Below are 22,038 nucleotides of genomic sequence, written 5' to 3'. Positions count from 1 at the left end.
TGCGCCATAATGTGGTAACCGCTTTATTGGTCCACGACACCCAGGAGATGCTGTGGCTGCAAGTACCCTCACCGAGGTGGCCCGGCTGGCCGGGGTATCCCCCGCCACCGCATCGCGCGTCCTCAACGGCTCGGCACGCAAGCCCGGCAAGGACATCGCGGACCGCGTCCGCCAGGCGGCCGATTCGCTCGGTTACATCCCCAACGCCCAGGCCCAGGGCCTGGCAAAGTCCAGCTCCGGCCTCATCGGCCTGATCGTCCACGACATTGCCGACCCCTACTTCGCCGCCATCGCCCGCGGGGTCCAGGAGGCGGCCCGGGAGCAGCGCAAAATGGTCCTGCTGGCCACCACCGGCGGTGCACCCGCCGAGGAGAAGGAAGCCGTGGCGGCCTTTGCCGCCCGCCGCGCCGACTCCATCGTGATCGCCGGCTCACGGTCGTCACGGACCGAGGACCAGGAGGACAACGCGGAGCTGGCGGCGGAGCTGGACAGGTACTGCCGCAACGGCGGGCGCGTGGCCGTCGTCGGGCATCCGGTGGTGGGTGCGTCGGCACAGGAGGGCTACCACGTGGTGGCGGTACCAAACCAGGAACTCGCCGGGGCGCTGGCCGCCGAACTCGCCGCCTACTGGGGCGGGGACTTCGTCATCATCGGCGGACCGGAGGGGCTGTTGACCTCTGACGACCGGATCCACGGCTTCCAGGAGGGACTGGCCAAGGCAGGACGGGCACCGGCGGAAATCCTGCGCAGTTCATTCAACCGGGCCGGCGGCTACGAGGCGGGACTGAAGCTGGCAGCGCGGATCAAGGGCGGCAGCACCGGAACGGGGGAACCGGCCGGCCCGAAGATGTGCATCTTCGCCGTGAACGACGTGATGGCCATTGGGGCGGCGGCGGCGCTGCGTGCGGAGGGACTGCGGATCCCCCGCGACGCAACCATCGCCGGCTTTGACGATATCGAGACCCTTCGGGATTTCCGTCCGGCCCTCTCCACCGTGCGCCTGCCGCTGGAGGAGATCGGCCGGCTCGCCACCCGGGCGACGGCGCCCCTGGCAGGCGACGACGACGAGCTGCCGCAGCCCATCACCGGCGAGGTCGCGCTGCGCCGCAGCACCGAGGTGGCATGAGCATGGCGATCGATCTGACGGAAGTACCTGCCGCAGGAAGCGGGGGCGGCGCCCGGCCGGCATTCCTGGTACTTCCGGGCGGCGGATACGCCAGGCAGGCGGACCATGAGGCGGAGCCTGTGGCGGAGTGGCTGGCTTCGCTGGACATCCACGCCTTCGTGCTGCGGTACCGGGTGGCCCCGGACCGGCATCCGGCACCCCTTGAAGACGCCAAGGAGGCCATGCTGTACATCCGCAGCGGCGCTCACGGCCTGCCTGTGGATCCGGAGCGGGTGGGCGTGCTCGGGTTTTCTGCCGGCGGGCACCTGGCCGCCACCCTGTCCACGGCCACTGCCACCGGCAGCCCCCGGCTGGACGTCCCCGCAGCCGTCCCGGAACTGAGCGTGCTCTGCTACCCCGTCGTGTCCCTGACGCACGAAGTGCACCAGGGCTCGGTGGACAACCTCCTTGGCGGCGCACCGCCGTCGGACGTCCTCGCGGCACTGTCCCCGGACGTGCAGGTCAGCAGCGTGACTCCGCCGGCGTTCCTATGGCACACGGCCGATGACTCGGCGGTTCCGGTCAGCCACAGCCTCCGCTATGCGGGCGCGCTGATGGCAGCCGGCGTCCCGGCGGAACTGCATGTCTTCCCGCAGGGCCGCCATGGCCTGGGCCTGGCGGGCGGAGAACCGGGAACGGCACACTGGCCCTCCCTCTGCGCGGACTGGCTGGCACGGGCAGGCTGGGCAGCGCCGGCCGGAGCGGCGCCACTGGCAGCAGCCACCGTCGGGAACGACTAGCCGGTTATGCCCGCCGGGCAGCCGCGGTCAACCCGTGGCACGGATAGTCCACGATGCCGAGTGGGAACCGCCCGGCATCAGGTGCACCACGTCCCGGCCCGAGTTGAAGGCGTCCGGCGGGCAGGTCATCGGCTCCACGGCAAGGCCCAGCCTGTCCGGACCTGTGGGCTTATCCGCCGTATGGACCTGGACCCACGGCCACTCGGGGCCCCAGGCCAGTTCAACTCCCGTTCCTCCCGGGTCCGTCACCCGCACGCGCGCCAGCCCATCGTTGTCCCGGGCGATGCCGGTGAAGGCGTGGTCTATTTTCAGCGGCCCCACGCGGCGCAGCGTCCGGAAGTCGAACTCATGCTGGTCAACACTCCGCATCCCCACGGGCAGCAACCGGTCCGGTGTCACCTCAAGGAACTCCGCCGCGGGAATTTCGATTGACCAGTCGTCCAGGGGTGAAGACCCGGCCACCAGGTAGGGGTGGGGGCACACACCGTAGGGTGCGGCGACCTTGCCCGTGTTGACGGCCTCTACGCTGCAGCGCAGCCCGTCCGCCGAGAGGGCATACACAGCCGTCAAGTCCAGTTGCGAAGGAAATGCCGGCCCAGGTTCCACACGGAAACCCAGGGTCACTGCACGTCCGGTGGCCTCCAGGACTTCCCACACCCGGGCCGTGGCGAGGCCATGGAGCGCCGACCCCCTTACCGGCTCATTGACTGGCGCCATATAGTCCTGCCCGGCGTAGGTGTATCTGCCGTCTGCGAGGCGGTTGGGCCAGGGCGCGCAGATGACGCCGCGGTAGTCCGGAATGGGGCCGTCGGCGCCAAAGCCCACCACAAGGTCCCGCCCGCCGTGCCGGAGGCCGCGGAGGGCTCCGCCGCGTGCGGTGATCAGGGCTGTGTAGGGGCCCGAGGAGATGGTGAATTCAGTGGCGGCCATAGTGAGCTCCGGAAGTGGTTTGTTAGCGCTCACCAGCCTACAGCACACCGGCCCGGCGACCTGCAGGCTAGAGTGGCCGCATGGGCGTCGCGGAACGGATCAACGGAGCTGTCCTCCGCCTGATCCGGGACGCCCTTCGGGAGCGGGCAGATCCTGTCCGGGGAGCCGGCATGCAGGCGTACATGAAGTCCAGCCAGCCCTCGCTGGGCGTGCGGGTGCCGGAAGTCCGGCGGGTGGTGGCGTCAGCTGTTGCCGCCGCTCCCTTCGCCTCCGCGAAGCAGCTCCGTGGCACCGTACTGGAGCTGTGGCGCACCGCGGGCGTCCGTGAGGAACGGTACGCAGCCATTGACCTTACCGCCGGCCGGTTGGTTGCCGGAGACCTGCAGATGCTGCCGGTGTACGAGGAAATCATCCGCAGCGGGGCGTGGTGGGATTTTGCGGACGGGGTGTCCGGCCGGCTCTGCGGCCTGCTGCAGGCGCACCGGCCGGAGATGACAGCCGTGCTCCAAAGCTGGAGCAGGGACGCCGATTTTTGGATCAGGCGGGCTTCCATTACCGCCCAGCTCAAGGCAAAGGAAGCCACCGACACTGCTTTGCTCACGCAGGTCATTGAACCGAACCTTTCGGACCCCGAATTCTTCATCCGCAAGGCGATCGGCTGGGCGCTGCGGGAGTATGCGAAGACGGCGCCGGAATGGGTAGCGGCCTTCGTTGCGGAGCATTCCTCCCGGATGAGTCCCCTGTCACTCAGGGAGGCTCTGCGGCGGATCGGTCAGGACAGCTCCGCTAGATAACGGGCCGCTCGAAGACGGGCCCGCCGGCTTTGCGGAAAAGCCGCCTGGTTTGCGGATCCCAGAAGATCAGGTAGAGCCCGAACAGCAGCCCGGTGACGGCCGCGGCAACCCGTGCCAGGGCGAGCGCGAAGCCCAGGTCCTCGGTCTGCAGGTAGGGGAAGACCTCCAGCTGGTCGGAGATGGCGTAGATCATGAAGAAGGACACCACAAAGTAGAGTGCCTTGACCTGCCAGTCGTTCCGGATGCCGGTGACGGCAAACAGCGGGATGAGCCACACCACGTACCAGGCCTGGATGATGGGGGCCAGCAGGACCACGGCCGCGAGCGCCAGTGTCAGCCGCCGCATCAGGCGGTCATAGTCGCCCCGGAAAATTTGCCAGCCGACGATCGCCACAGCCAGCAGTTTTCCGGCGTTGACCACCCAGCCTGCCGGCACGGACCCGTCGAGGCCGAAGGAGTTGGCCAGGGACGCCACCACCATGCCAATGAGCCCGACAGGCGCGTACCAGATGGAGATACTGCCGGGGGCAGAGAGTCCGTTGATCCAGCCGAAACCGAAGCCGTTGACCAAGGCCATCAGGGTCAGCAGGGCCAGGCTCAGCCCGCCGGTCAGGGCCCAGAACACAAACTTCCGCGCCCAGCCCGCCTCCCGGCCGGCCCAGAGCAGACCGATGAACGGGAGGAACACGATGGTGATGGGCTTGACCGCGATGGACAGGGTCACCAGCACGACGCCCCGGAGCACCCGCCGGGTGGCTGAGTAGTAGAGGCCGGCCAGCGCCAGGCCAATCATCAGCGCATCATTGTGGACGCTTGCGATGAAGTTGGTCAGGAAGAGCGGGTTTGCGGCAGTGAGCCACAGGGCACGGTGCGGGTTGATCCCGTGCAGTTCGGCAAGTTTGGGCACGTAGATGACGCAGAGGATTACACCGGCCAGCGCCACCAGCCGGAAGAGCATCACGCTGGCTTCCGGCTGGACGTTCGTGGACCACACCACCAGTTGCTCAATCCATAGGAACAGCTGGCCATAGGGAACGGGAGCTTCCGTCCACATCTTGTCCGCGCCCAGCTGGAAGTAGTTGGACAGGGCGGAGATACCGTTCTCGTACGGGTTGAAGCCTTCCACCATGAGCCGGCCCTGGCCGATGTACGCATAGACGTCACGGCTGAACAGCGGCACGCAGAACATCATGGGCAGCCCCCAGGCCACCACCGCCTTCAGGGTGGCGCTGCGCGCCTCGGCTCCCCAGACGTGGACTATCTGCCCAAGCCGCAGCCAGGCCCGCACCAGCAGCATGGCACCCACGGCCAGCAGCACGATGGACAGGGCCACTCCCGCTGCCTCGGCACGCATCCAGATGAACAGCGGCATCCGGCGCAGTTCCGAGACGGGGGCCAGCCAGCCCACGCCAAGCGAGCCGACCAGCAGGAACATGGAGCCAATGAAGCCGGCAAGGAGCGGGGAGCGGGGATTGTCCATGCCGGCAGTGCCCGCTTCGGCAGTGGCGTCGGCCGCCAGCTCCCCCGCCGCGGGCAAAGGCGCCGTCATGTCAGGATCGTCCAATCTTTTTGCATTTGCGCGGCTCGTGTCCGGCAGGCGGCACAGCCGTCCGGGGGCGCTTTTCGTCCGACAGCAGGGCGACCCGCCGCGTACCCGAAATCCTAGCACCGGCCGGCTGGCGGGAGGTGTAACGGTAGGCTGGTCCGGTGCCTATCTCTAACGAACGAATCGTCTGGATCGACTGTGAAATGACCGGACTGGACATCAAGAACGATGCCCTGATCGAGGTGGCGGCCCTGGTCACCGACTCCGAACTGAACATCCTTGGCGACGGCGTGGACGTGGTCATTAAGCCCGATGATGCCGCTGTTGCCCAGATGAACGATTTCGTCCGGGATATGCACACCAAGTCCGGCCTCCTTAAGGAGCTTCCGTCCGGCAAGACCATGGCCGAGGCAGAGGCCGCAGTCATGGAGTACATCGCGGAATGGGTGCCGGACCCGCGGAAGGCTCCGCTGGGCGGGAACTCGGTGGGTACTGACCGGGTGTTCCTCTCCCGGGACATGCCCGCTGTGGTGGAACACCTGCACTACCGGGTCATAGACGTCAGCACCATCAAGGAACTGTCCCGCCGCTGGTACGCGCGTGCCTACTTCCAGTCCCCCGCGAAAAAGGGCGGCCACCGGGCACTGGGGGACATCAAGGATTCCATCGATGAGCTCCGCTACTACCGCGAGGCGGTGTTCGTCCCCGCCCCCGGACCGGACAGCGCAACGGCACAGCAGATTGCCCGCCGCATCACGGCGGGGGAAACGGCCGGGCTGCCGGAAGCGTAATCTGCGCCACGTTTCCAGGAATTTTTCCCGAAAAGGCCAAAAGTGGACAAAGCACCCCGGAAGAGCAGGTAAGCTATTTGAGTTGCCTTTCCAGGGGACCGGGAAACCGGTCATTCTGCGGGAAACATGGTGGGCGTAGCTCAGTTGGCAGAGCGCCTGGTTGTGGTCCAGGAGGTCGCGGGTTCAACCCCCGTCGCTCACCCTCACGGGACGGCAGGTGGCCGTCCAAGAAGGAGGCCGTACCGGATATCCGGTACGGCCTCCTTTGTTGTTGCAGCATCGCCCCGGTCCTCGGCCAGGGCCGCAAGCCGAAGGACCACTGACATGACCGTTTTGCCAATCACCATCTGGGGAGAACCCGTGCTGCACCGCCGGGCCTCCGAGGTTGAGGTGTTCGACGACGTCCTGCGCGCCTTGATTGCCGACATGTTCGAAACAAACGATGCCGCCAACGGCGTGGGCCTCGCGGCCCCCCAGATCGGCGTCGGCAAGCGGATCTTTGTCTACAAGTTCGCAAACGACGACGGTGCTCCACCCACCGGCGTGCTGGTCAACCCCGTCCTGACGCTGTCCAAAATCTCCGGTGCCGCTCCGGACCCGGACGAGGAAGAAGAGGGCTGCCTGTCCTTCCCCGGGGAGGTGTATCCCCTCAAGCGTGCCGAATGGGCCCGGGTGGAGGGTTTTGACGAATTCGGGCAGCCAGTCAAGTTCGAGGCCACCGGCTGGTTCGCCAGGGTCATCCAGCACGAATACGACCACCTGGACGGAAAGCTCTACGTCAACCGGCTTATGGACCGCTACTCCCGCAAGGCGATGAAACAGGCCAAGAAGAACGGCTGGGGTGCGCCAGGCCTGACCTGGATGCCGGGGGTGGATCCGGACCCGTTCGGACACTAGCCGGCCGCGGGTACCGGATGTGTCGCGTGTCAGCGCGCCCGCACCGTCTGCTGGTCCGGGCAGGAGCCGAGGACGCGCTTCATCGCGTCCTTCTCCGCGTCGGTCACCCAGAGGCTGTAGGCGGCCTTGACGGAAATCTGGCGTGCTGCGTAATGGCACCTGATGGACTTGTTTGCGGGAAGCCAGGTGGCGGCGTCGCCCGCGCTTTTCTGCTGGTTGGCCGGCCCGTCCGCGGCGATGAGGTTCAAGGGATCATTGGCAAGGCTTTGGCGCTGGCCCGGAGTCAACCGCTGGGCGCCCTTTTGCCAGGCGTCCGCGAGGGCCACGACGTGGTCGATCTGCACTGCCCGGCTGCTGTCCTGGCCGCGGCGGAAATCGACGTGCTGCGCGGTGTAGGGTTCGTGGAAGCGGCCGGCCGACACCCGGCAACTTGAGCCTTCGGCGAAGACAACGTCCGCCAGGTCGCGGCGGAGGATGTCGTTGCGGGTATCGCATCCGTTCCGGTCGACATCAGCCCAGGCCTGGCCGAAGGCTTCCCGGTTGTAGCCCTCCTTGGCTGCCCGGCCCTTGACGGGCAGCACCTCCAGGGCATCAAGGGCGCGTCCGCCGGGGACCGGGTTGACGGGTACCACCGGCTTCATCCAGGCGGGATCGAAAACGGGCGCTTCGGAAGGGCCTGCCAGCGGCGGTTCCGCGAGGGCGAACTGGCCCGCGGCAAAGAACCAGGCAAGGGCCGCAACAACGGAAACAGCGGCCACGGCCAATATGGCCCAGGCCTGCCGGGAGCGGCGGCGTGCCCGCCGGTAGGCGGACCAGCTCAAGGTCACGGCTTTCCCTGCCGGGGGCTGACGTCATCCATCCCACCAACCTAGGACAACGTCTGCTCCCCCTCGCCGGTTTCCACAGTGTGGAGGGCGGGTGACGGATCATTCGGGGGCGGTTACTGCTCCCGCATCACCCGCCGGAGGTCCTCTTCGGCAATGGCCAGGAGGCCCTCGAGTTGGCGTACCCTGTCCTCGCCGACGTCGCCTGTCTTGTATGCCGCGCGTGCCCCCTCAAGGAGACGGAGGGCTTCCTTGTGGTTGGCCTTGGCGACATCAAGGGCGTGTTCCAGGGTGGTGTCGTGCTGGAGTGTCGAATCTTTTTCCATGCCATTAGTGTGGTCCTGATTCCCGGCTGATTCCAGAGAACCAGCCGGGAATTAGCGTGACCTGCAAATGGCTAGACGGCGATGGCCGCCAGCGCCTTGGCGCTTTCCTTGGCGGGGTAGGACGGCGGGTTGACGCCGGCCATCTCCTCCATCACGCGGACCACCTGGCAGCTGTAGCCGAATTCGTTGTCGTACCAGACGTAGACTACGAGGTTCTTGTCAGTGGAGACGGTGGCCAGGCCGTCCACGATCCCGGCGCGGCGGGAACCGACGAAGTCGGTGGAGACCACCTCGGGGGAATCGATGTAGTCGATCTGCTTGCGCAGGTCCGAGTGCAGCGACATTTCGCGGAGGTAGTTGTTCACCTCGTCCTTGGTGGTCCCGTTCTCCAGGGTGAGGTTCAGGATGGCCAGCGATACGTCCGGCGTGGGAACGCGGATGGAGCTGCCCGTGAGCTTGCCCAGCAGTTCCGGCAGTGCCTTGGCAACTGCTTTGGCGGCACCGGTCTCGGTGATCACCATGTTCAGCGCCGCGGAGCGGCCGCGCCGGTCGCCCTTGTGGAAGTTGTCGATCAGGTTCTGGTCGTTGGTGAAGGAGTGCACGGTTTCCACGTGGCCGTGGACCACGCCGAACTTGTCGTTGAGGGCCTTCAGGACCGGGGTGATGGCGTTGGTGGTGCAGGACGCCGCTGACACGATCTGGTCGGTGTCCTCGATGGTGCCGTGGTTGATGCCGTGGACGATGTTCTTCAGCTCGCCCTTGCCCGGCGCGGTCAGCAGCACCCGGGCAACACCCTTGCTCTGCAGGTGCTGGGACAGGCCTTCGGCGTCGCGCCAACGCCCGGTGTTATCGACCAGCAGCGCGTCCTTGATGCCGTATGCGGTGTAGTCAATGGTGGCCGGATCGTTCGAGTAGATCACTTGGATCCGGACGCCGTTGGCGGTGATCGTGTCGGCTTCCTCGTCGACGCGGATGGTGCCTTCGAAGGAGCCGTGCACGGAGTCACGGCGCAGCAGGCTGGCGCGCTTGGCCAGGTCGTTGTCGGAACCGCGGCGGACCACAATGGCACGCAGGCGCAGGCCGTGGCCGCCACCGGCCTTTTCGATCAGGAGGCGGGCCAGGAGCCGGCCGATCCGGCCAAAGCCGTACAGCACGACGTCGGTGCTGGTGCGCTCGTCAGCGCCGCGCTTGCCCACGATCTCGGCGAGCTCGGCGCGGAGGAACTCCTCCAGGGTGGCGCCGTCGCCCTCTTCCTTGAATTTCTGGTTCAGGCGGGCAATGTCGATCGCGGCCGCGCCCAGCTCAAGCCCGGCCAGGGTGTTCAGCAGCGGGGCAGTCTCTTCAAGGAGCAATTCGTCCTTGCTCATCCGGCGCGCGAAGCGGTGCGCCTTGAGGATGTTCATGGTGGACTTGTTGATCAGGCTCCGGCCATGGATGCTGGTCACCACGTTGTTTTCGCGATACAGCCGGCCGATCACCGGAATCATGGCCTCGGCGAGGGCCTCCCGGCCCATCCATGTATCAAGACAAGAATCTGACGTCTGGCTCACAGAAATACCTTCCTCGGTTCAGCCGCATACGTCCTCGTACGCGGATGTCGGCCACCGGATGATGTCCAGGGGCACCCACGCCTGCAGGGTTCGGCCCCCAGGCGCATGGATCGTGTGCAAAGAAAAACCGCCGGCTGCGAACGCAGCTCCCGGCGGAAGAACCCCTACGTCCGGTATCTATTCTAAGTTGGCCCGCGGTGCGCAACAGGCTGCAGGCGCGTGAAATCACTCACACGACGGGGCAGCTAGTTGTGCAGCGCCGAGTAGAGGTTGAGGCTGGCGGAAAAGACCACCCATGAGAAGTAGGGCAGCACCAGCAAGCCGGCACCTGCGCTCACCGGGCCGAAACGCAGGATCAGGAACACCAGGGACACCGCCAGGCCGGCGATGACGGCGAACGCCACCCACAGGGCAGCGGTCCCCAGGACGGGATACAGTCCGAAGAACGTCAGCGGCCACCCTGCGTTAAGCACCAGCTGGACGATATAGCCGGCCAGCGTCCCCCTGGTCAGGGCACCTTTGCGCCAGACCAGCCAGGCGGCAACGGCGACGCCGATGTAGAGCGCAATCCACATGGAGCGGAACATCCATCCCGGCGGCATCCACGGCGCCTTGACTGACTCCGCGAACCAGCCGGCCGAATGCAGGATGATGGGAATCGAGGCCAGCGCCCACGCGGCCAGGGAAAGGGCAAGGAAGCCCAGCAGGGCAAGCGCCTGCCTGGCGCGGCCGGGAGCGGCGCCCCGGGCCGGTTGGCTGGCCGGGTGGCGATCAGTATTTGCGGGCACGGTTTAGGATCACCAACAAAACTTCCAAGGTCAAACCGGTTTGATGGACGGGACAGCCGATACGCCGGGTTCTGTTCCCCGCTTCCGTTGCCGAAAGCGGGGCGACGGCCATCCATCTACGAGTACCGTTGCCGGTACCCTCCAGCGGCCTACCCGGACACTCGGGCGGGCAGCCCTCGAACGTGTCCTGTCTGGCCTTGCTCCGGGTGGGGTTTACCTAGCCTTCCCGGTCACCCGGGAAGCTGGTGGTCTCTTACACCACCGTTTCACCCTTACCCGCTCTCCCCCGTCCAGGGACAAGGGATGCGGGCGGTCTGTTCTCTGTGGCACTTGCCTGCGGGTTACCCCGAGTGGGCGTTACCCACCACCCTGCCCTGTGGAGCCCGGACGTTCCTCGAGCCACTTGCGTGGCGCGCGGCCGTCTGGCTGTCCCATCCTCAACCAGTCTACCGGCGCGGGGCGTCCTTTCCGCCGCCGGTAGTATCGGACGGTGCTTATTCTGCTTCCCCCTTCCGAAGGCAAGACGCCGGCTGTCCGCGGTGCCGCCGTCGACTGGCAGTCCCTGGGCTTTCCCGCCCTCAACCCCTACCGCGCCAAAGTCCTCGAGGCGCTGGGGACCGTCAGCGCACACGAGGACGCCCTTGCGCTGCTGGGCGTGGGGCCGTCGCTGAGCGACGACGTCCGCCGCAACACCCGGCTCCGCGCGGAGCCGGCGGCACCAGCACACACCATCTATTCCGGGGTCCTGTACGACGCCCTCGGCTACCGGAGCCTCACCCCGGCCCAGCGCCGCAAGGCCGACGAATCGGTGCTGGTCATCTCAGCGCTTTGGGGAGCGCTGCGTTTCGGCGACAGCGTGCCCGCCTACCGGCTCTCGATGGGGACGGCACTGCCCGACGTCGGCAGGCTTGCCCCGTTCTGGAAGCCACTCCTGGCGGACGCACTGGCCGCGGCCGTGGAGGGCCACCTCCTGGTGGACTGCAGGTCAAGCACCTACGCCGCCGCGTGGACCCCGCCGCCCGCCCGGACAGTCACGGTCAATGTCTTCACGGAAACCGGCGGCGTGCGCAAGGTGGTCAGCCACTTTGCCAAGCACACACGCGGTGAGCTTGCCCGCCACCTGCTGGTGCGCCGCGGAAAGGCCCCCGCGACCCCCGAGCAGCTCCTTGGCGCCGCGCAGGAGAAGTGGGGTGCGGAGCTGGTTACTGGCTCTGCCCGGAAACCGCACGCGCTGAACATCATCCTCCAGGGCTGAAAGCCCGGCAGGTCAGGCCCACTCCTCCGAACGCACCAGGATGGCGCCGGAATCGGGGCAGAAGACGATGTCGTCGGCGGAAGCTGCCTTGACCTCGGCGAGGTCGCCGGGGCTGAGCTTCATGCCCGAGGCCTCCGACATCCCGTGGAACAGCCGGGCCGCACCCACGCCCCGCTTCGCCAGCGTCTTCTCGTAGACGGCAAGCAGTGGGGCGTCGAGTCCCTGTGCGAATTCATCGCGCTTGGCCCGGACCTCGGCGGCTTCCGCGTCGACTCCGGCGATGGCCTCGTCCAGTTCTGCCCGGATGCTGCCGAAAGAACCCTGGATATCGTCCACGATGACCTGCTGGGCTGCCTGGCGGGCCCGAAGGGTGTCCAGCCTTTCCAGGACTTCCAGTTCCACATCCTCCAGGTCGGAGCGGCGCTTGTTCAGCGAGGCAATGTCCTTCTGGAGGGCCACAAGGTCCTTGGACAGGCCGGTGCCGCTGTTGAGCCTTGCCTCGTCCCGTTCGATGCGGGTGGCCACCTGTTCCACGTCCGCCTCGGCACGCTTCAATTCGGATTCTGCGTCGTGGACCGCCACCTTGGCTGCACCAAGTTCCCCGTTGGCAACCGAAAGGGCGGCTTCGAGGTCCTTGATCCGTGGATCGTTTTCAAGTTCGCGGCGACGGTTGGCGAGCGATCTAAGCCTGGCATCCAGCCCCTGCAGTTCGAGCAACTTCAACTGTTCCGCCGGTGCTGCCTTCGCCACTATTACCTCCGCTTGTTCCCTTCCGGCCGGAGCCGGGCACCTTGCCGGCGCTTCCTCGACTCTAGCGCCTGGCTTGCTCCGCTGGCTTAGCCCGGAGTGAGTATGAAGTCCCAGGGATCGCTGTTGGTGGTACTGACCTGGATTTCGACGTCGTGGCCCTGGTCCGCGAGGACATTGCCCAGGGCGGCCGCAGCCGCCGGCAGCCAAAGCCATTCGCTGGCGAAGTGCGAGACGTCCACGAGGTACGGGCGCCCGTTCAGCGCCGACTCCCGGGCTTCGGATGCCGGGTGGTGGCGGAGGTCGGCCGTGACGTAGACATCGGCGTTGCTGGCCCGGACTTCGTTGAACAGCGAGTCACCGGCGCCGCCGCAGACGGCAATGCGCCGCACCAGGCCGTCCTTATCGCCGGACACGCGAACGCCGCCGGCCACGGACGGCAGGATCTCAAAGACCCGGGCGGCAAACTCACCCAGGGTCATGGCATCCGCCAGTTCGCCCACCCGGCCAATCCCCTCTTCCGGCAGTCCGTTGGCGGCAACCGTGAGGGGTGCCACGTCCTGGAGGCCGAGGGCGTCTGCGAGCACGTCCGAGACGCCTCCGACGGCGGAATCACCGTTGGTGTGCACCGTCAGGAGTGCCGTGCCCGACTCGATGAGCCGGTGGACTGCCCTTCCCTTGGCGGTCGTGGCGGCAACCGATGTAACACCCTTGAGGAGGAGCGGATGGTGCGTGATGAGGAGTTCGGCGCCCCACTCCACGGCTTCCTCGATGACCTCCAGCGTGGGGTCCACCGCGAACATCACCTTGGTGACCGGAGTGGACGGGTGGCCCGCCACCAGTCCCACCTCGTCCCAGTCCTCGGCCAGGGACTCGGGCCAGAGCTCCTCCACCGCCAGCAGCAGGTCGCCCAGGCTTGGAGCCTCCGTACCGGCCGCCGCCGGCGTGTCCGAGGGGGCGTCGCCGTCGTGATTCCGGTCGTTGTGGTCTTCGGGGCCGGTAACGTCGGTGTCCACAGGTTCCATAGTCTTAGTTTTACCCCATCCGCCATCGCCACCCCCGTACCGTGACGGGTGCCGCGCCCGGGCGGGGAATCATCCGGGCGCGCCAACCATTGAAGAGGTCATGAAAACTTTTGTTCTGGGCGGAGGCTGCTTTTGGTGCCTTGACGCTGTCTACCAGAAGACCAGGGGCGTCACCTCAGTGGTGTCCGGCTACACCGGCGGGCACGACCCCCACCCCGACTATTACTCCGTCTGCAGCGGAGCAACCGGCCATGCCGAGGTCGTGGCCGTGACCTTCGACGAGGACATCATTCCGGCCGAGGTCATCCTTGACATGTTCTTCGCCCTCCATGACCCCACCACGCTGAACCGGCAGGGGTACGACGTCGGCACGCAGTACCGTTCGTCGATGTTCTACGAGACCACGGAAGAAAAGATCCTGTTCGAGGAGGCGATCGAACGGAACCAGGAGCTGTGGCGGGACCCGATCGTCACCGAGGTCAGCCGGCTTCCGCGCTTTTACGTGGCAGAGGAGTTCCACCAGAACTTTTACGCCAAGCATCCCGAGCAGGGGTACTGCCAGGTGATCATCAACCCCAAGCTGGCCAAGGCCAGGAAATATTACTCTGCGTGGCTTAACGCTTAGCCAGGGTTACGGTGCCTCGTTAGGCTGACCTCAGTATCCACCCTTCAGAGATAGGCGTATGTACATGGCACGGATCTATGACGATGTAACGCAGTTGGTTGGCGGCACTCCGCTGGTCAAGCTCAACCGGCTCAGCGAGGGGCTGGAAGCCACCGTCGCCGTGAAGCTGGAGTTCTACAACCCTGCCAACAGCGTCAAGGACCGCATCGGCGTGGCCATCGTCGACGCCGCCGAGAAGTCCGGGGCCCTGAAGCCGGGCGGCACCATCGTGGAAGGTACTTCCGGCAACACGGGCATCGCCCTGGCCATGGTGGGTGCTGCGCGCGGCTACAAGGTGGTCCTCACCATGCCCGAGACCATGTCCACCGAGCGCCGGGTCATGCTGCGCGCCTTCGGTGCCGAGATCGTCCTGACCCCCGGTTCCGAGGGCATGCGCGGCGCCGTGGAGAAGGCACAGGAGATCGTGGCCAACACGGAGAACGCCATCTGGGCACGCCAGTTCGCGAACGAGGCCAACCCGGAGATCCACCGCAACACCACCGCCGAAGAGATCTGGGCCGACACCGACGGCAAGGTGGACATCTTCGTTGCCGGCGTCGGAACCGGCGGAACGGTCACCGGCGTCGGACAGGTCCTGAAGGAGCGCAAGCCCGACGTCCAGATCGTGGCCATCGAACCCAAGGACTCGGCCATCCTCAATGGCGGCGCGCCCGGCCCGCACAAGATCCAGGGCATCGGCGCCAACTTTGTCCCCGAGATCCTCGACACCAACGTCTATGACGAGGTCCTGGATGCCACGCTTGAGGACTCCGTGCGTGTTGCCCGTGAACTTGGCGTCAAGGAAGGCATCCTGGGCGGCATCTCCTCCGGCGCCATCGTCTGGGGAGCGTTGGAGCTGGCCAAGCGGCCCGAGAACAAGGGCAAGCTGATCGTCGCCGTCGTATGCGACTTCGGCGAGCGTTACATCTCCACCGTCCTCTATGACGACATCCGGGGCTGATCAGGCCGCTTTCCGCCCGTTTCCTGTAGAAAGAACTTTGTGGGCTTTTTCGCAAGACTGAAGGAAGACCTCGACGCCGCCCGGTCCCATGACCCGGCGGCTCGAGGTTCTTTTGAGAACTTTTTCGCTTACTCCGGCCTGCATGCCATCTGGATCCACCGGCTGACGCACCGGCTGTGGCAAAATCCGGCCCTCCGGTTCCCGGCCCGGCTGATCTCCCAGCTGGGCAGGTTCGCGACCGGCATCGAGATCCACCCCGGCGCCACCATCGGCCGCAGGTTCTTCATCGACCACGGCATGGGCGTGGTCATTGGTGAGACCGCGGAAATTGGCGAGGACGTCATGATGTACCACGGCGTGACCCTGGGCGGCCGCTCCCTGGCGCGGATCAAGCGGCATCCCACTATTGGCGACCGCGTCACCATCGGCGCCGGAGCGAAGATCCTTGGACCCATCACCATCGGACGGGACAGCGCCGTGGGCGCCAACGCCGTCGTGGTCAAGGATGCGCCGCCTGAGTCAATCGTCACGGGCGTTCCCGCCAAATGGCGGCACCGCGACGCGCAGCGGGAAACCAAGCCGGCGGTGGACCCGGCCGAGTACGACATCGAATACCGGATCTGACTATCCGCCCACCCTCTTCAGGACCGCCAGGACAACCACGTCATAGAGGCGGTCCGGCAGAACCCGCCGCAAGGCGGTAATGGTGCCAGCTCCCCTGCCCACCGGATAGCGGGTTTTCGGATGCGCGGACGTGGCGGCGTGCAAAATGGCTTCCGCAATGACCGCCGGCGGAGTGGACACCGCCGGCCGGTGGGTGGACGCCAGTGCCGCCGCCATGTCCCGCGCCTGCGCATCGTAGGGCCCTGCACCGCTGCTGGCCTTCAGTCCCTCCGCGGCCACGCCTCCCCATTCGGTCCGCGTGCTGGCGGGCTCGATAATGGACACAGTGATGCCGTGGGGTTTCAGTTCCAGGCGCAGCGAATCGCTCATGCCCTCCACGGCGAACTTTGTTGCGTGGTACCAGGCGCCCAGCGGCTCGTAGAACTTTCCGCCGATGGATGAGACGTTGATAATCCGGCCCCGTCCCGCCTGCCTCATGGCGGGAAGCACCAGCTGCGTCATCCGGGCAAGCCCAAAGACGTTGACGTCGAACTGGCGGCGCCCCTCCCCCGGGTCCACCTCCTCCAGGGCGCCGTACGAACCATAGCCGGCGTTGTTCACCAGCACGTCCACCCGTCCCCGCTCCGCAAGCACGCGCCCGACGGCGGCACGCATCGACCGATCATCCGTGACGTCCAGTTCAACCACCCCGACGCCGGCGTCCCGCAACGGCGCCATCCTGTCCACCCTTCGGGCGCCCGCATAGACGGTAAAGCCTTTTCCGGCCAGCTTCCGGGCGGCCTCGAAGCCGATCCCTGCGGACGCTCCGGTCACGATCGCGATTGGGTGGGACATCTGGACTCCCCCGTGCTGGGCGGCGGCACGCTCCGGAGACGGCAACGGCCGGTGGTTCCCAGATTATCTGCGAACCACCGGCCGTGGCCGGAGCGGGCGGGTATTAGTGGGTGTCCACCGCTTCGATTTCGGACTTGTCCTCGCCCCACAGGGTGTGGAACGTGCCTTCGGCGTCGATCCGGCCGTAGGTGTGCGCACCGAACAGGTCGCGCTGTCCCTGGATCAGGGCGGCGGCAACGCGCTTGCGGCGGAGGCCGTCGTAGTAGGCCAGCGAGGAGGAGAACACCGGGACGGGAATTCCGAGCTGGACTGCCGTGGCAACCACGCGCCGCCACGCCGGCAGGGCATCGGCGATGGCCTTGGTGAAGGCCGGGGCGAACAGCAGGTTGGCCGGCTTCTCGTCCGCGGCGTAGGCCTTGGTGATGTCCTTGAGCAGTTCCGCACGGATGATGCAGCCTGCACGCCACAGGGACGCGATCTCGTCCAGCTTAAGGTCCCAGCCGTATTCCTTGGCTGCCGAAGTCAGCATGTCCAGGCCCTGGGCGTAGGAGACCAGCTTGGAGGCGTAGAGCGCCTGGCGGACATCCTCGACGAAGGTTTCCGGGATCTCGACGGCGGATTCCCCGCCTTCCAGCAGTTCCTGGCCCAGCTTGCGCTGGCCGGCCTGCGAGGAGAGTGCACGGGCAAAGACGGACTCGGCGATGCCGGACACCGGGGAACCGAGCTCGAGGGCGGAGATGACTGTCCAGCGGCCGGTGCCCTTCTGTCCCGCAGCGTCCACCACGACGTCGACGAACGGCTTGCCGGTCTTGGCGTCAACGTGGCCCAGGACTTCTGCGGAGATTTCGATCAGGAAGGAGGAGAGCTCGCCCTTGTTCCATTCCGAGAAGATCTTCGCCTGCTCGGCGGGCTCGATCCCGGCTCCGGACCGCAGCAGGTCGAACGCCTCGCCGATGACCTGCATGTCCGCGTATTCGATGCCGTTGTGGACCATCTTAACGAAGTGGCCGGCGCCGTCGGTGCCCACCCATGCGCAGCAGGGCTCGCCGTCAACCTTGGCGGAAATCTTTTCGAGCAGCGGGCCGAGGGCCTTGTAGGACTCCTTGGAGCCGCCCGGCATGATCGACGGGCCGTTGAGCGCGCCCTCCTCGCCGCCGGAGACACCCACGCCCACGAAGTGCAGGTCCTTCTTGGCGAGGGCTGCTTCCCGCCGCCGGGTGTCTTCATAGTGGGAGTTGCCGGCGTCGATGATGATGTCGCCCGGTTCCAGCAGCGGCTCGAGCTGTTCGATGACCGAGTCCACCGGCTTGCCGGCCTTGACCATGATCAGCACGCGCCGGGGCTTCTCCAGCGAGTCGACCAGTTCCTGGAGGGTTTCGGTGCGGATGAAGTCACCTTCGGATCCGTACCGCTCCAGCAGCGCGTCGGTCTTCTCCACGGACCTGTTGTGCAGGGCGACGGTGAAGCCGTTCCGCGCGAGGTTACGGGCCAGGTTGGCACCCATCACCGCAAGGCCGGTGACACCGATGTGTGCAGACATCAAAACTCCAATTCATTGCTTCAGGACGAATGGCGGCAGCCTCGTCGAAACCGCCGCCATGACCAGGGTCGGAATAAAGCATATATATTCTGGAGGTAACAGGAAAGGGGCAACCCGATAATGGAACGCTTTTTGTCGCCGCCCGCCGCCTCGAGCCTGGCCCCCGGCCCGTTCCCACTAGGCTTAACGGCATGACCAGCAGCCTGCACCACCGTGCCATCGAAAATCTCGGCACCCGCATCATTGCAGGCGAGCTGCCTGCTGGCCATGTCATGCTCGCCGAGCAGCTCGAAGACGAACTCAAGGTTTCCCGGTCCGTCATCCGCGAAGCAGTCCGCGTGCTGCAATCACTGGGGCTGGTGGAAACCACAAAGCGGGTGGGCATCAGGGTCCTGCCGCCCAGCCGCTGGAACCCCTTCGACCCGCAGGTCATCCGGTGGCGGCTGGCCAGTGATGCCCGCGGCGCGCAGCTTCGTTCCCTCGCCGAACTGCGGGCGGCCGTTGAACCTGCCGCGGCCGAGCTCGCCGCCCAGAACGCGCCCGCCCCGCTAAGGCTCGAGCTGGTGGACGTGGCCTATGCCATGCGCGATGCCGGTCACAGCGGCGAAGTGCCGCGCTTCCTGGACCTGGACATCCAGTTCCATTCCCTGCTGCTCTCCGGCTCCGGCAACGAGATGTTCGCCAACTTGATGGGCCAGGTGGCGGAGACCCTTACCGGCCGAACGGTACATGGCCTCATGCCCGACCACCCCAACGAGGCTGCCCTGCAGTGGCATGTGGACGTGGCGGAAGCGATCGCAAGGGGCGACGCCGCAGCCGCGAGGGAGGGATCCGACCGGATCCTTCGCCGGACCATGGCCCGAATGGCGGACACCTGGACCGAGCAGCCGCGCGTCTTCATCCCGGTCCGCCGCTGACGGCCCTGCCCCCGAACGCCAGGTAATCGGCCCCAGGTAACGCTCCAGACACATTCAGTAGTAACTTTTTGTTTCCTGGAGTTCACGGTATATTCATTTCAGACCCTCCACCGCGGCATCCCCCAATAGTCGCGGTGGAGGGTTTTCCAATGCCCGCAGGCAGGCCCTTCCCTTAGGACCGGTGCTAGGCCGCGCCGGCCAGGGACTCCCGCAGGCGCCAGCCGCCCCCGAGTCCGTCACGTTCCAGCACCATGGTGGTCAGGGCGGAATTCCTATTGCTTCCCAAGCGCACCTGGACTTGCAGGACCTCCACATCCACCCGGCTTCTACCCCTTGGCATCCTCCGATGGGTTTCCCACCAATTGATCCGCTCGAACCATCTCACCGGCTCGGCACCCACGGACCATTCCCGCCCCCGGCAGACCACCGCCGTCGGCATTCCATCCCCGCCCCTGCGGACTATCACGTGTTCCATGACTGAAAAGCTACGGCGGGGGTCTGACATTCCGGCTGTGCCGCCAACGACAAAACCCCGCATCTCCATAGGCCTGGAAAGGCCGGAAACACGGGGTTTTTCTGGTGGGTCCTACCGGGATCGAACCGATGACATCCACGGTGTAAACGTGGCGCTCTACCAGCTGAGCTAAAGACCCAAGGTGCTGAATCCGGCGTTTCCGCCGCAACCAACGAACATAGACTCTACCTGACGCGGAGCCCCAAACGCGAATCGGCACAGGGGCCGCAAGCACGAGCCCGCATGTCAAAGCGGTGGCAGGTTCCCGGCAAGCCAGGTGAGCGACTCCGAAACGCCCGCTTCCAGCTTGATGGTGGCTTTGTCGTCCCCGCGGGTTTCGCCCCGGTTGATGATCACCACGGGTTTGCCGTCCTTGGCCGCGTGCCGCACGAACCGCAGACCGCTCATCACGGTCAGTGAGGAACCCGCAACCACCAGCGCGGCGGCCTCGTCCACTATCGCGTAGGCCTTCTCCACCCGCTCCTTAGGAACGTTCTCGCCAAAATAGACGAAATCCGGCTTCAGGGTTCCGCCGCATGCCGGGCAGGCAGCGACCACGAAACTGCTGATCAACGCCCTGTCCTCGACGGTGGCGTCGGCATCAGGCGCCATTTCCACAAGCCCCGTGGCCGCCGCGCGCTCCAGGAAGTCCGGATTGAGTTCCCCCAGCATTCCGGCCAGGAGCTTCCGCGAATAGGTGCGGGCGCAGTCAAGGCAGACCACTTGGTCGAACCTGCCGTGAAGGTCGATGACATTCGCACTGCCGGCATCCTCATGCAGGCGGTCCACGTTCTGCGTAATCAGGCCCGTGAGGTAACCCCGCCGTTCGAGGTGGGCGGCCGCAAAGTGCCCCGGGTTCGGATCCGCGTGCCGGAGATGCGACCAGCCGATGTGGTTCCGCGCCCAGTACCGCTGCCGGTTCGCTGCATCGCGAATGAACTCCTGATACGTCATGGGGGTCCGGGGCGGCGAGCCCGGGCCCCGGTAGTCGGGGATGCCCGAATCAGTGCTGAGCCCGGCGCCCGTCAGCAGCGCGAAGCGCATTCCGCCCAGGAGGTCACGGATCCTGCCCAGGACCTCAAGGTCTTCGCCGGAGGGGCTGGCATGGGGTGCAGGCGGCATGCTGGCAAAGCCCGTCAGGCCTACCCCGTGCCGCTGCCCTTCCATGGCAGCTCAGGCCTCCGCCAGGCCGGCAAGTGCCGCGCGGTACTCCTCGAAGTCCCTTGCCTGGCCCCTCGGGTTCACCACGGTGTACCGGATTGTTCCGGCCGCATCGATGATGAACGTGCCGCGCCTGGCCATTCCGGTCTCCTCGTCGAAAACCCCGTAGGAGGAAGCGACGCCGCCGTGGGGCCAGAAGTCCGCCAGCAGGTCGAATCCGTATCCTTCCTGCTCAGCGTAGGCCCGGAGGCTGAACTTGCTGTCAACCGATACTGCCAGGACCGTGGCGTCCGCGTCCTCGAACACAGCCAGGTTGTCCCGGATCTCGCACAGCTCACCGGTGCAAATGCCCGAAAAGGCGAAGGGATAGAAAACCAGGACCACGTTCTGGCCCCGGAACGACGAAAGCCGGACCGGCTCGCCATACTGGTTTGACAGCTCAAAGTCAGGGGCTGTCCCGCCAACCGCAGGGACAGCAGCAGAGGCAGCGGCAAGCGCTGCCGTCACTTGTTCTTCCTGCTCACCAGGCGGCTGGCGCTCCAGTCCTTGGACACACCTGCGGACGTGGTGACGTGCAGGCCGGCGGTGGGCGCGGCTTCCTGGATGTCCGCCGGTGAGACGTAGCCGTCGCGGCCGGACTTGGGGGTCAGCAGCCAGACGACGCCGGTCTCGCTCAGCGTCGTCAGCGAATCCATGAGGCTGTCCACCAGGTCGCCGTCGCCATCGCGCCACCAGAAGATGACGGCGTCCGCAACCTCGTGGTCATCCTCGTCCAGCAACTCCGAACCGGTGAGGTCCTCTATATCGTCACGCAAGTCGAAATCGACATCGTCGTCGTAACCGAACTCCTGAATCAGATCCCCGTTCTTGAAACCCAATTTTTCCGCCACATTTACCGAAGTGGCGGCGTCGGCCTCGCTCACGTGTTCCTCCAATGCCTTAGATATGCAGTGCGCATAGTGATTTCCATTACTCCCCAAGCCAACACCCTTTGTGCCTGCGCTTCAAGCTGCCGCCCCCGCCGTGCGGCATATTCTGCGTCACATGGGTGCGGCCGCCCGCTTTGCAGCGGCTTTTCGTCACAGAACCAGTATGACGGCGAAATACAACTGAAGTGCCCACCCTGCGGCTACGCATCGCCTTGCGGTGAGGGCTAGAGTGGCTGGTGACAACTATGCCTGCGGGACAACAACCTTGTAACTCCGTGCAGACATAGGAGCTCTAGGACCCTGCCCGGCACACATGACCGGGCTGTTGTAACCGATACGTCGCACACGGCGTATATACGCCGGGCAGTCACCCTGCCTGGCCTGAGTGCGCCGATTCATGCGCGCAAAGAGAGGTTGGACGTGGCTGCAGGAGAAGATACCTCCCATATCCTCAGCGGGTTGACTAACCAGCTGCCTGATCGTGATCCGGAAGAGACTGCCGAGTGGGTTGAGTCC

24 protein-coding genes, 2 tRNA genes and 1 other RNA gene are annotated in these 22,038 nt (G+C 65.9%); 11 read left to right on the top strand and 16 right to left on the bottom strand.

All coding sequences use genetic code 11. The annotated features are described in order from the left end of the window. The first annotated feature begins 52 nt into the window (after window positions 1-52). Window positions 53-1,126: a LacI family DNA-binding transcriptional regulator gene (locus AC5RT3_RS15810; protein WP_494124633.1), complete on the top strand. Its 1,074-nt coding sequence runs from the start codon at window positions 53-55 to the stop codon at window positions 1,124-1,126. Further along, complete coding sequence (locus tag AC5RT3_RS15805) at window positions 1,123-1,905, top strand: alpha/beta hydrolase (RefSeq protein WP_494124632.1); 783 nt, start codon at window positions 1,123-1,125, stop codon at window positions 1,903-1,905. The genes AC5RT3_RS15810 and AC5RT3_RS15805 overlap by 4 nt, the downstream gene beginning before the upstream one ends. 27 nt (window positions 1,906-1,932) lie before the next feature. On the opposite strand, the gene AC5RT3_RS15800 is transcribed toward AC5RT3_RS15805, so the two are convergent. After that, entirely contained in the window at window positions 1,933-2,835 is a 903-nt protein-coding gene (locus AC5RT3_RS15800; RefSeq protein WP_494124631.1) for an aldose 1-epimerase family protein, read from the bottom strand. An 80-nt stretch (window positions 2,836-2,915) separates the two neighbouring features. Between AC5RT3_RS15800 and AC5RT3_RS15795 the strand changes: the two genes are divergently transcribed. Next, window positions 2,916-3,629: a DNA alkylation repair protein gene (locus AC5RT3_RS15795; RefSeq protein ID WP_494124630.1), complete on the top strand. Its 714-nt coding sequence runs from the start codon at window positions 2,916-2,918 to the stop codon at window positions 3,627-3,629. Here AC5RT3_RS15795 and mptB read toward each other — a convergent pair. Further along, on the bottom strand, window positions 3,622-5,178 hold the full coding sequence (gene mptB, locus AC5RT3_RS15790; RefSeq protein WP_494124629.1) for a polyprenol phosphomannose-dependent alpha 1,6 mannosyltransferase MptB: 1,557 nt from the start codon (window positions 5,176-5,178) through the stop codon (window positions 3,622-3,624). The two genes, AC5RT3_RS15795 and mptB, sit on opposite strands and share 8 nt — an antisense overlap. Window positions 5,179-5,336: 158 nt before the next feature. Between mptB and orn the strand changes: the two genes are divergently transcribed. The 3 genes from orn (at window position 5,337) to def (ending at window position 6,863) form a co-directional block, all read left to right on the top strand. Continuing rightward, on the top strand, window positions 5,337-5,966 hold the full coding sequence (gene orn / locus AC5RT3_RS15785; protein ID WP_494009423.1) for an oligoribonuclease: 630 nt from the start codon (window positions 5,337-5,339) through the stop codon (window positions 5,964-5,966). Window positions 5,967-6,095: 129 nt separating this feature from the next. Further along, a tRNA-His gene (locus AC5RT3_RS15780) sits at window positions 6,096-6,168 on the top strand. A gap of 122 nt (window positions 6,169-6,290) precedes the next feature. Then, window positions 6,291-6,863, top strand: coding sequence for a peptide deformylase (def, locus tag AC5RT3_RS15775; RefSeq protein ID WP_494050653.1), 573 nt, complete (start codon window positions 6,291-6,293; stop codon window positions 6,861-6,863). A gap of 29 nt (window positions 6,864-6,892) precedes the next feature. Here def and AC5RT3_RS15770 read toward each other — a convergent pair whose 3' ends face one another. The 5 genes from AC5RT3_RS15770 to rnpB all read right to left on the bottom strand — a co-directional run bounded on the left by AC5RT3_RS15770 (window position 6,893) and on the right by rnpB (window position 10,785). Continuing rightward, window positions 6,893-7,690: an HNH endonuclease family protein gene (locus AC5RT3_RS15770; protein ID WP_494050654.1), complete on the bottom strand. Its 798-nt coding sequence runs from the start codon at window positions 7,688-7,690 to the stop codon at window positions 6,893-6,895. Between the two features lie 113 nt (window positions 7,691-7,803). Beyond that, complete coding sequence (locus AC5RT3_RS15765; protein WP_494050655.1) at window positions 7,804-8,013, bottom strand: hypothetical protein; 210 nt, start codon at window positions 8,011-8,013, stop codon at window positions 7,804-7,806. A gap of 71 nt (window positions 8,014-8,084) precedes the next feature. Next, complete coding sequence (locus AC5RT3_RS15760) at window positions 8,085-9,563, bottom strand: glyceraldehyde-3-phosphate dehydrogenase (protein ID WP_494050656.1); 1,479 nt, start codon at window positions 9,561-9,563, stop codon at window positions 8,085-8,087. A 245-nt stretch (window positions 9,564-9,808) separates the two neighbouring features. Continuing rightward, the gene (locus AC5RT3_RS15755) at window positions 9,809-10,351 is read right to left on the bottom strand and encodes a TspO/MBR family protein (RefSeq protein WP_494050657.1); all 543 of its coding nucleotides are present in this window, start codon (window positions 10,349-10,351) and stop codon (window positions 9,809-9,811) included. 44 nt (window positions 10,352-10,395) lie between these two features. Further along, window positions 10,396-10,785: RNase P RNA component class A (gene rnpB, locus AC5RT3_RS15750), an RNA gene on the bottom strand. Between the two features lie 56 nt (window positions 10,786-10,841). Between rnpB and AC5RT3_RS15745 the strand changes: the two genes are divergently transcribed. Beyond that, window positions 10,842-11,606, top strand: coding sequence for a YaaA family protein (locus AC5RT3_RS15745; RefSeq protein WP_494050658.1), 765 nt, complete (start codon window positions 10,842-10,844; stop codon window positions 11,604-11,606). Between the two features lie 12 nt (window positions 11,607-11,618). Here the strand turns inward: AC5RT3_RS15745 and AC5RT3_RS15740 are convergent, their stop codons facing one another. Beyond that, window positions 11,619-12,356, bottom strand: a complete 738-nt coding sequence (locus AC5RT3_RS15740) for a zinc ribbon domain-containing protein (RefSeq protein WP_494124628.1) — start codon at window positions 12,354-12,356, stop codon at window positions 11,619-11,621. A gap of 86 nt (window positions 12,357-12,442) precedes the next feature. Beyond that, entirely contained in the window at window positions 12,443-13,378 is a 936-nt protein-coding gene (locus tag AC5RT3_RS15735; protein WP_494050660.1) for a Nif3-like dinuclear metal center hexameric protein, read from the bottom strand. Between the two features lie 100 nt (window positions 13,379-13,478). Here AC5RT3_RS15735 and msrA point away from each other — a divergent pair, with 100 nt between their 5' ends. The 3 genes from msrA (at window position 13,479) to epsC (ending at window position 15,627) form a co-directional block, all read left to right on the top strand. After that, a complete protein-coding gene (msrA, locus tag AC5RT3_RS15730) occupies window positions 13,479-14,003 on the top strand; it encodes a peptide-methionine (S)-S-oxide reductase MsrA (RefSeq protein WP_494050661.1) in 525 nt (174 codons plus the stop codon). 64 nt (window positions 14,004-14,067) lie between these two features. Next, a complete protein-coding gene (gene cysK, locus AC5RT3_RS15725) occupies window positions 14,068-15,003 on the top strand; it encodes a cysteine synthase A (RefSeq protein ID WP_494009433.1) in 936 nt (311 codons plus the stop codon). 39 nt (window positions 15,004-15,042) lie between these two features. Continuing rightward, a complete protein-coding gene (gene epsC, locus AC5RT3_RS15720; protein WP_009372911.1) occupies window positions 15,043-15,627 on the top strand; it encodes a serine O-acetyltransferase EpsC in 585 nt (194 codons plus the stop codon). Here epsC and AC5RT3_RS15715 read toward each other — a convergent pair whose 3' ends face one another. Both AC5RT3_RS15715 and gnd read right to left on the bottom strand, forming a co-directional pair. Continuing rightward, window positions 15,628-16,461, bottom strand: a complete 834-nt coding sequence (locus AC5RT3_RS15715; RefSeq protein WP_494050662.1) for an oxidoreductase — start codon at window positions 16,459-16,461, stop codon at window positions 15,628-15,630. Window positions 16,462-16,564: 103 nt separating this feature from the next. Further along, complete coding sequence (gene gnd / locus AC5RT3_RS15710; RefSeq protein ID WP_494050663.1) at window positions 16,565-18,001, bottom strand: NADP-dependent phosphogluconate dehydrogenase; 1,437 nt, start codon at window positions 17,999-18,001, stop codon at window positions 16,565-16,567. Window positions 18,002-18,192: 191 nt separating this feature from the next. Between gnd and AC5RT3_RS15705 the strand changes: the two genes are divergently transcribed. Further along, window positions 18,193-18,918 carry a FadR/GntR family transcriptional regulator gene (locus tag AC5RT3_RS15705; RefSeq protein ID WP_494009436.1) on the top strand — a complete coding sequence of 242 codons (726 nt, stop codon included), beginning with the start codon at window positions 18,193-18,195 and terminating at the stop codon, window positions 18,916-18,918. A 184-nt stretch (window positions 18,919-19,102) separates the two neighbouring features. Here the strand turns inward: AC5RT3_RS15705 and AC5RT3_RS15700 are convergent, their stop codons facing one another. The 5 genes from AC5RT3_RS15700 to AC5RT3_RS15680 all read right to left on the bottom strand — a co-directional run bounded on the left by AC5RT3_RS15700 (window position 19,103) and on the right by AC5RT3_RS15680 (window position 21,516). Beyond that, window positions 19,103-19,393: a hypothetical protein gene (locus AC5RT3_RS15700; protein ID WP_494009437.1), complete on the bottom strand. Its 291-nt coding sequence runs from the start codon at window positions 19,391-19,393 to the stop codon at window positions 19,103-19,105. Between the two features lie 102 nt (window positions 19,394-19,495). Next, window positions 19,496-19,571: transfer RNA gene (locus tag AC5RT3_RS15695), tRNA-Val, on the bottom strand. Between the two features lie 107 nt (window positions 19,572-19,678). Further along, complete coding sequence (locus AC5RT3_RS15690) at window positions 19,679-20,599, bottom strand: NAD-dependent protein deacetylase (RefSeq protein ID WP_494050664.1); 921 nt, start codon at window positions 20,597-20,599, stop codon at window positions 19,679-19,681. 6 nt (window positions 20,600-20,605) lie between these two features. Further along, the gene (locus AC5RT3_RS15685; RefSeq protein ID WP_494050665.1) at window positions 20,606-21,100 is read right to left on the bottom strand and encodes a peroxiredoxin; all 495 of its coding nucleotides are present in this window, start codon (window positions 21,098-21,100) and stop codon (window positions 20,606-20,608) included. Continuing rightward, complete coding sequence (locus tag AC5RT3_RS15680) at window positions 21,097-21,516, bottom strand: DUF3052 domain-containing protein (RefSeq protein ID WP_494050666.1); 420 nt, start codon at window positions 21,514-21,516, stop codon at window positions 21,097-21,099. The genes AC5RT3_RS15685 and AC5RT3_RS15680 overlap by 4 nt, the downstream gene beginning before the upstream one ends. Window positions 21,517-22,038: the final 522 nt, after the last annotated feature.

This window comes from Arthrobacter sp. Y3221159 (assembly GCF_059089885.1).
The sequence above is the reverse complement of the archived record's forward strand: the minus strand, read 5'-3'. Positions and strand labels throughout refer to the sequence as shown.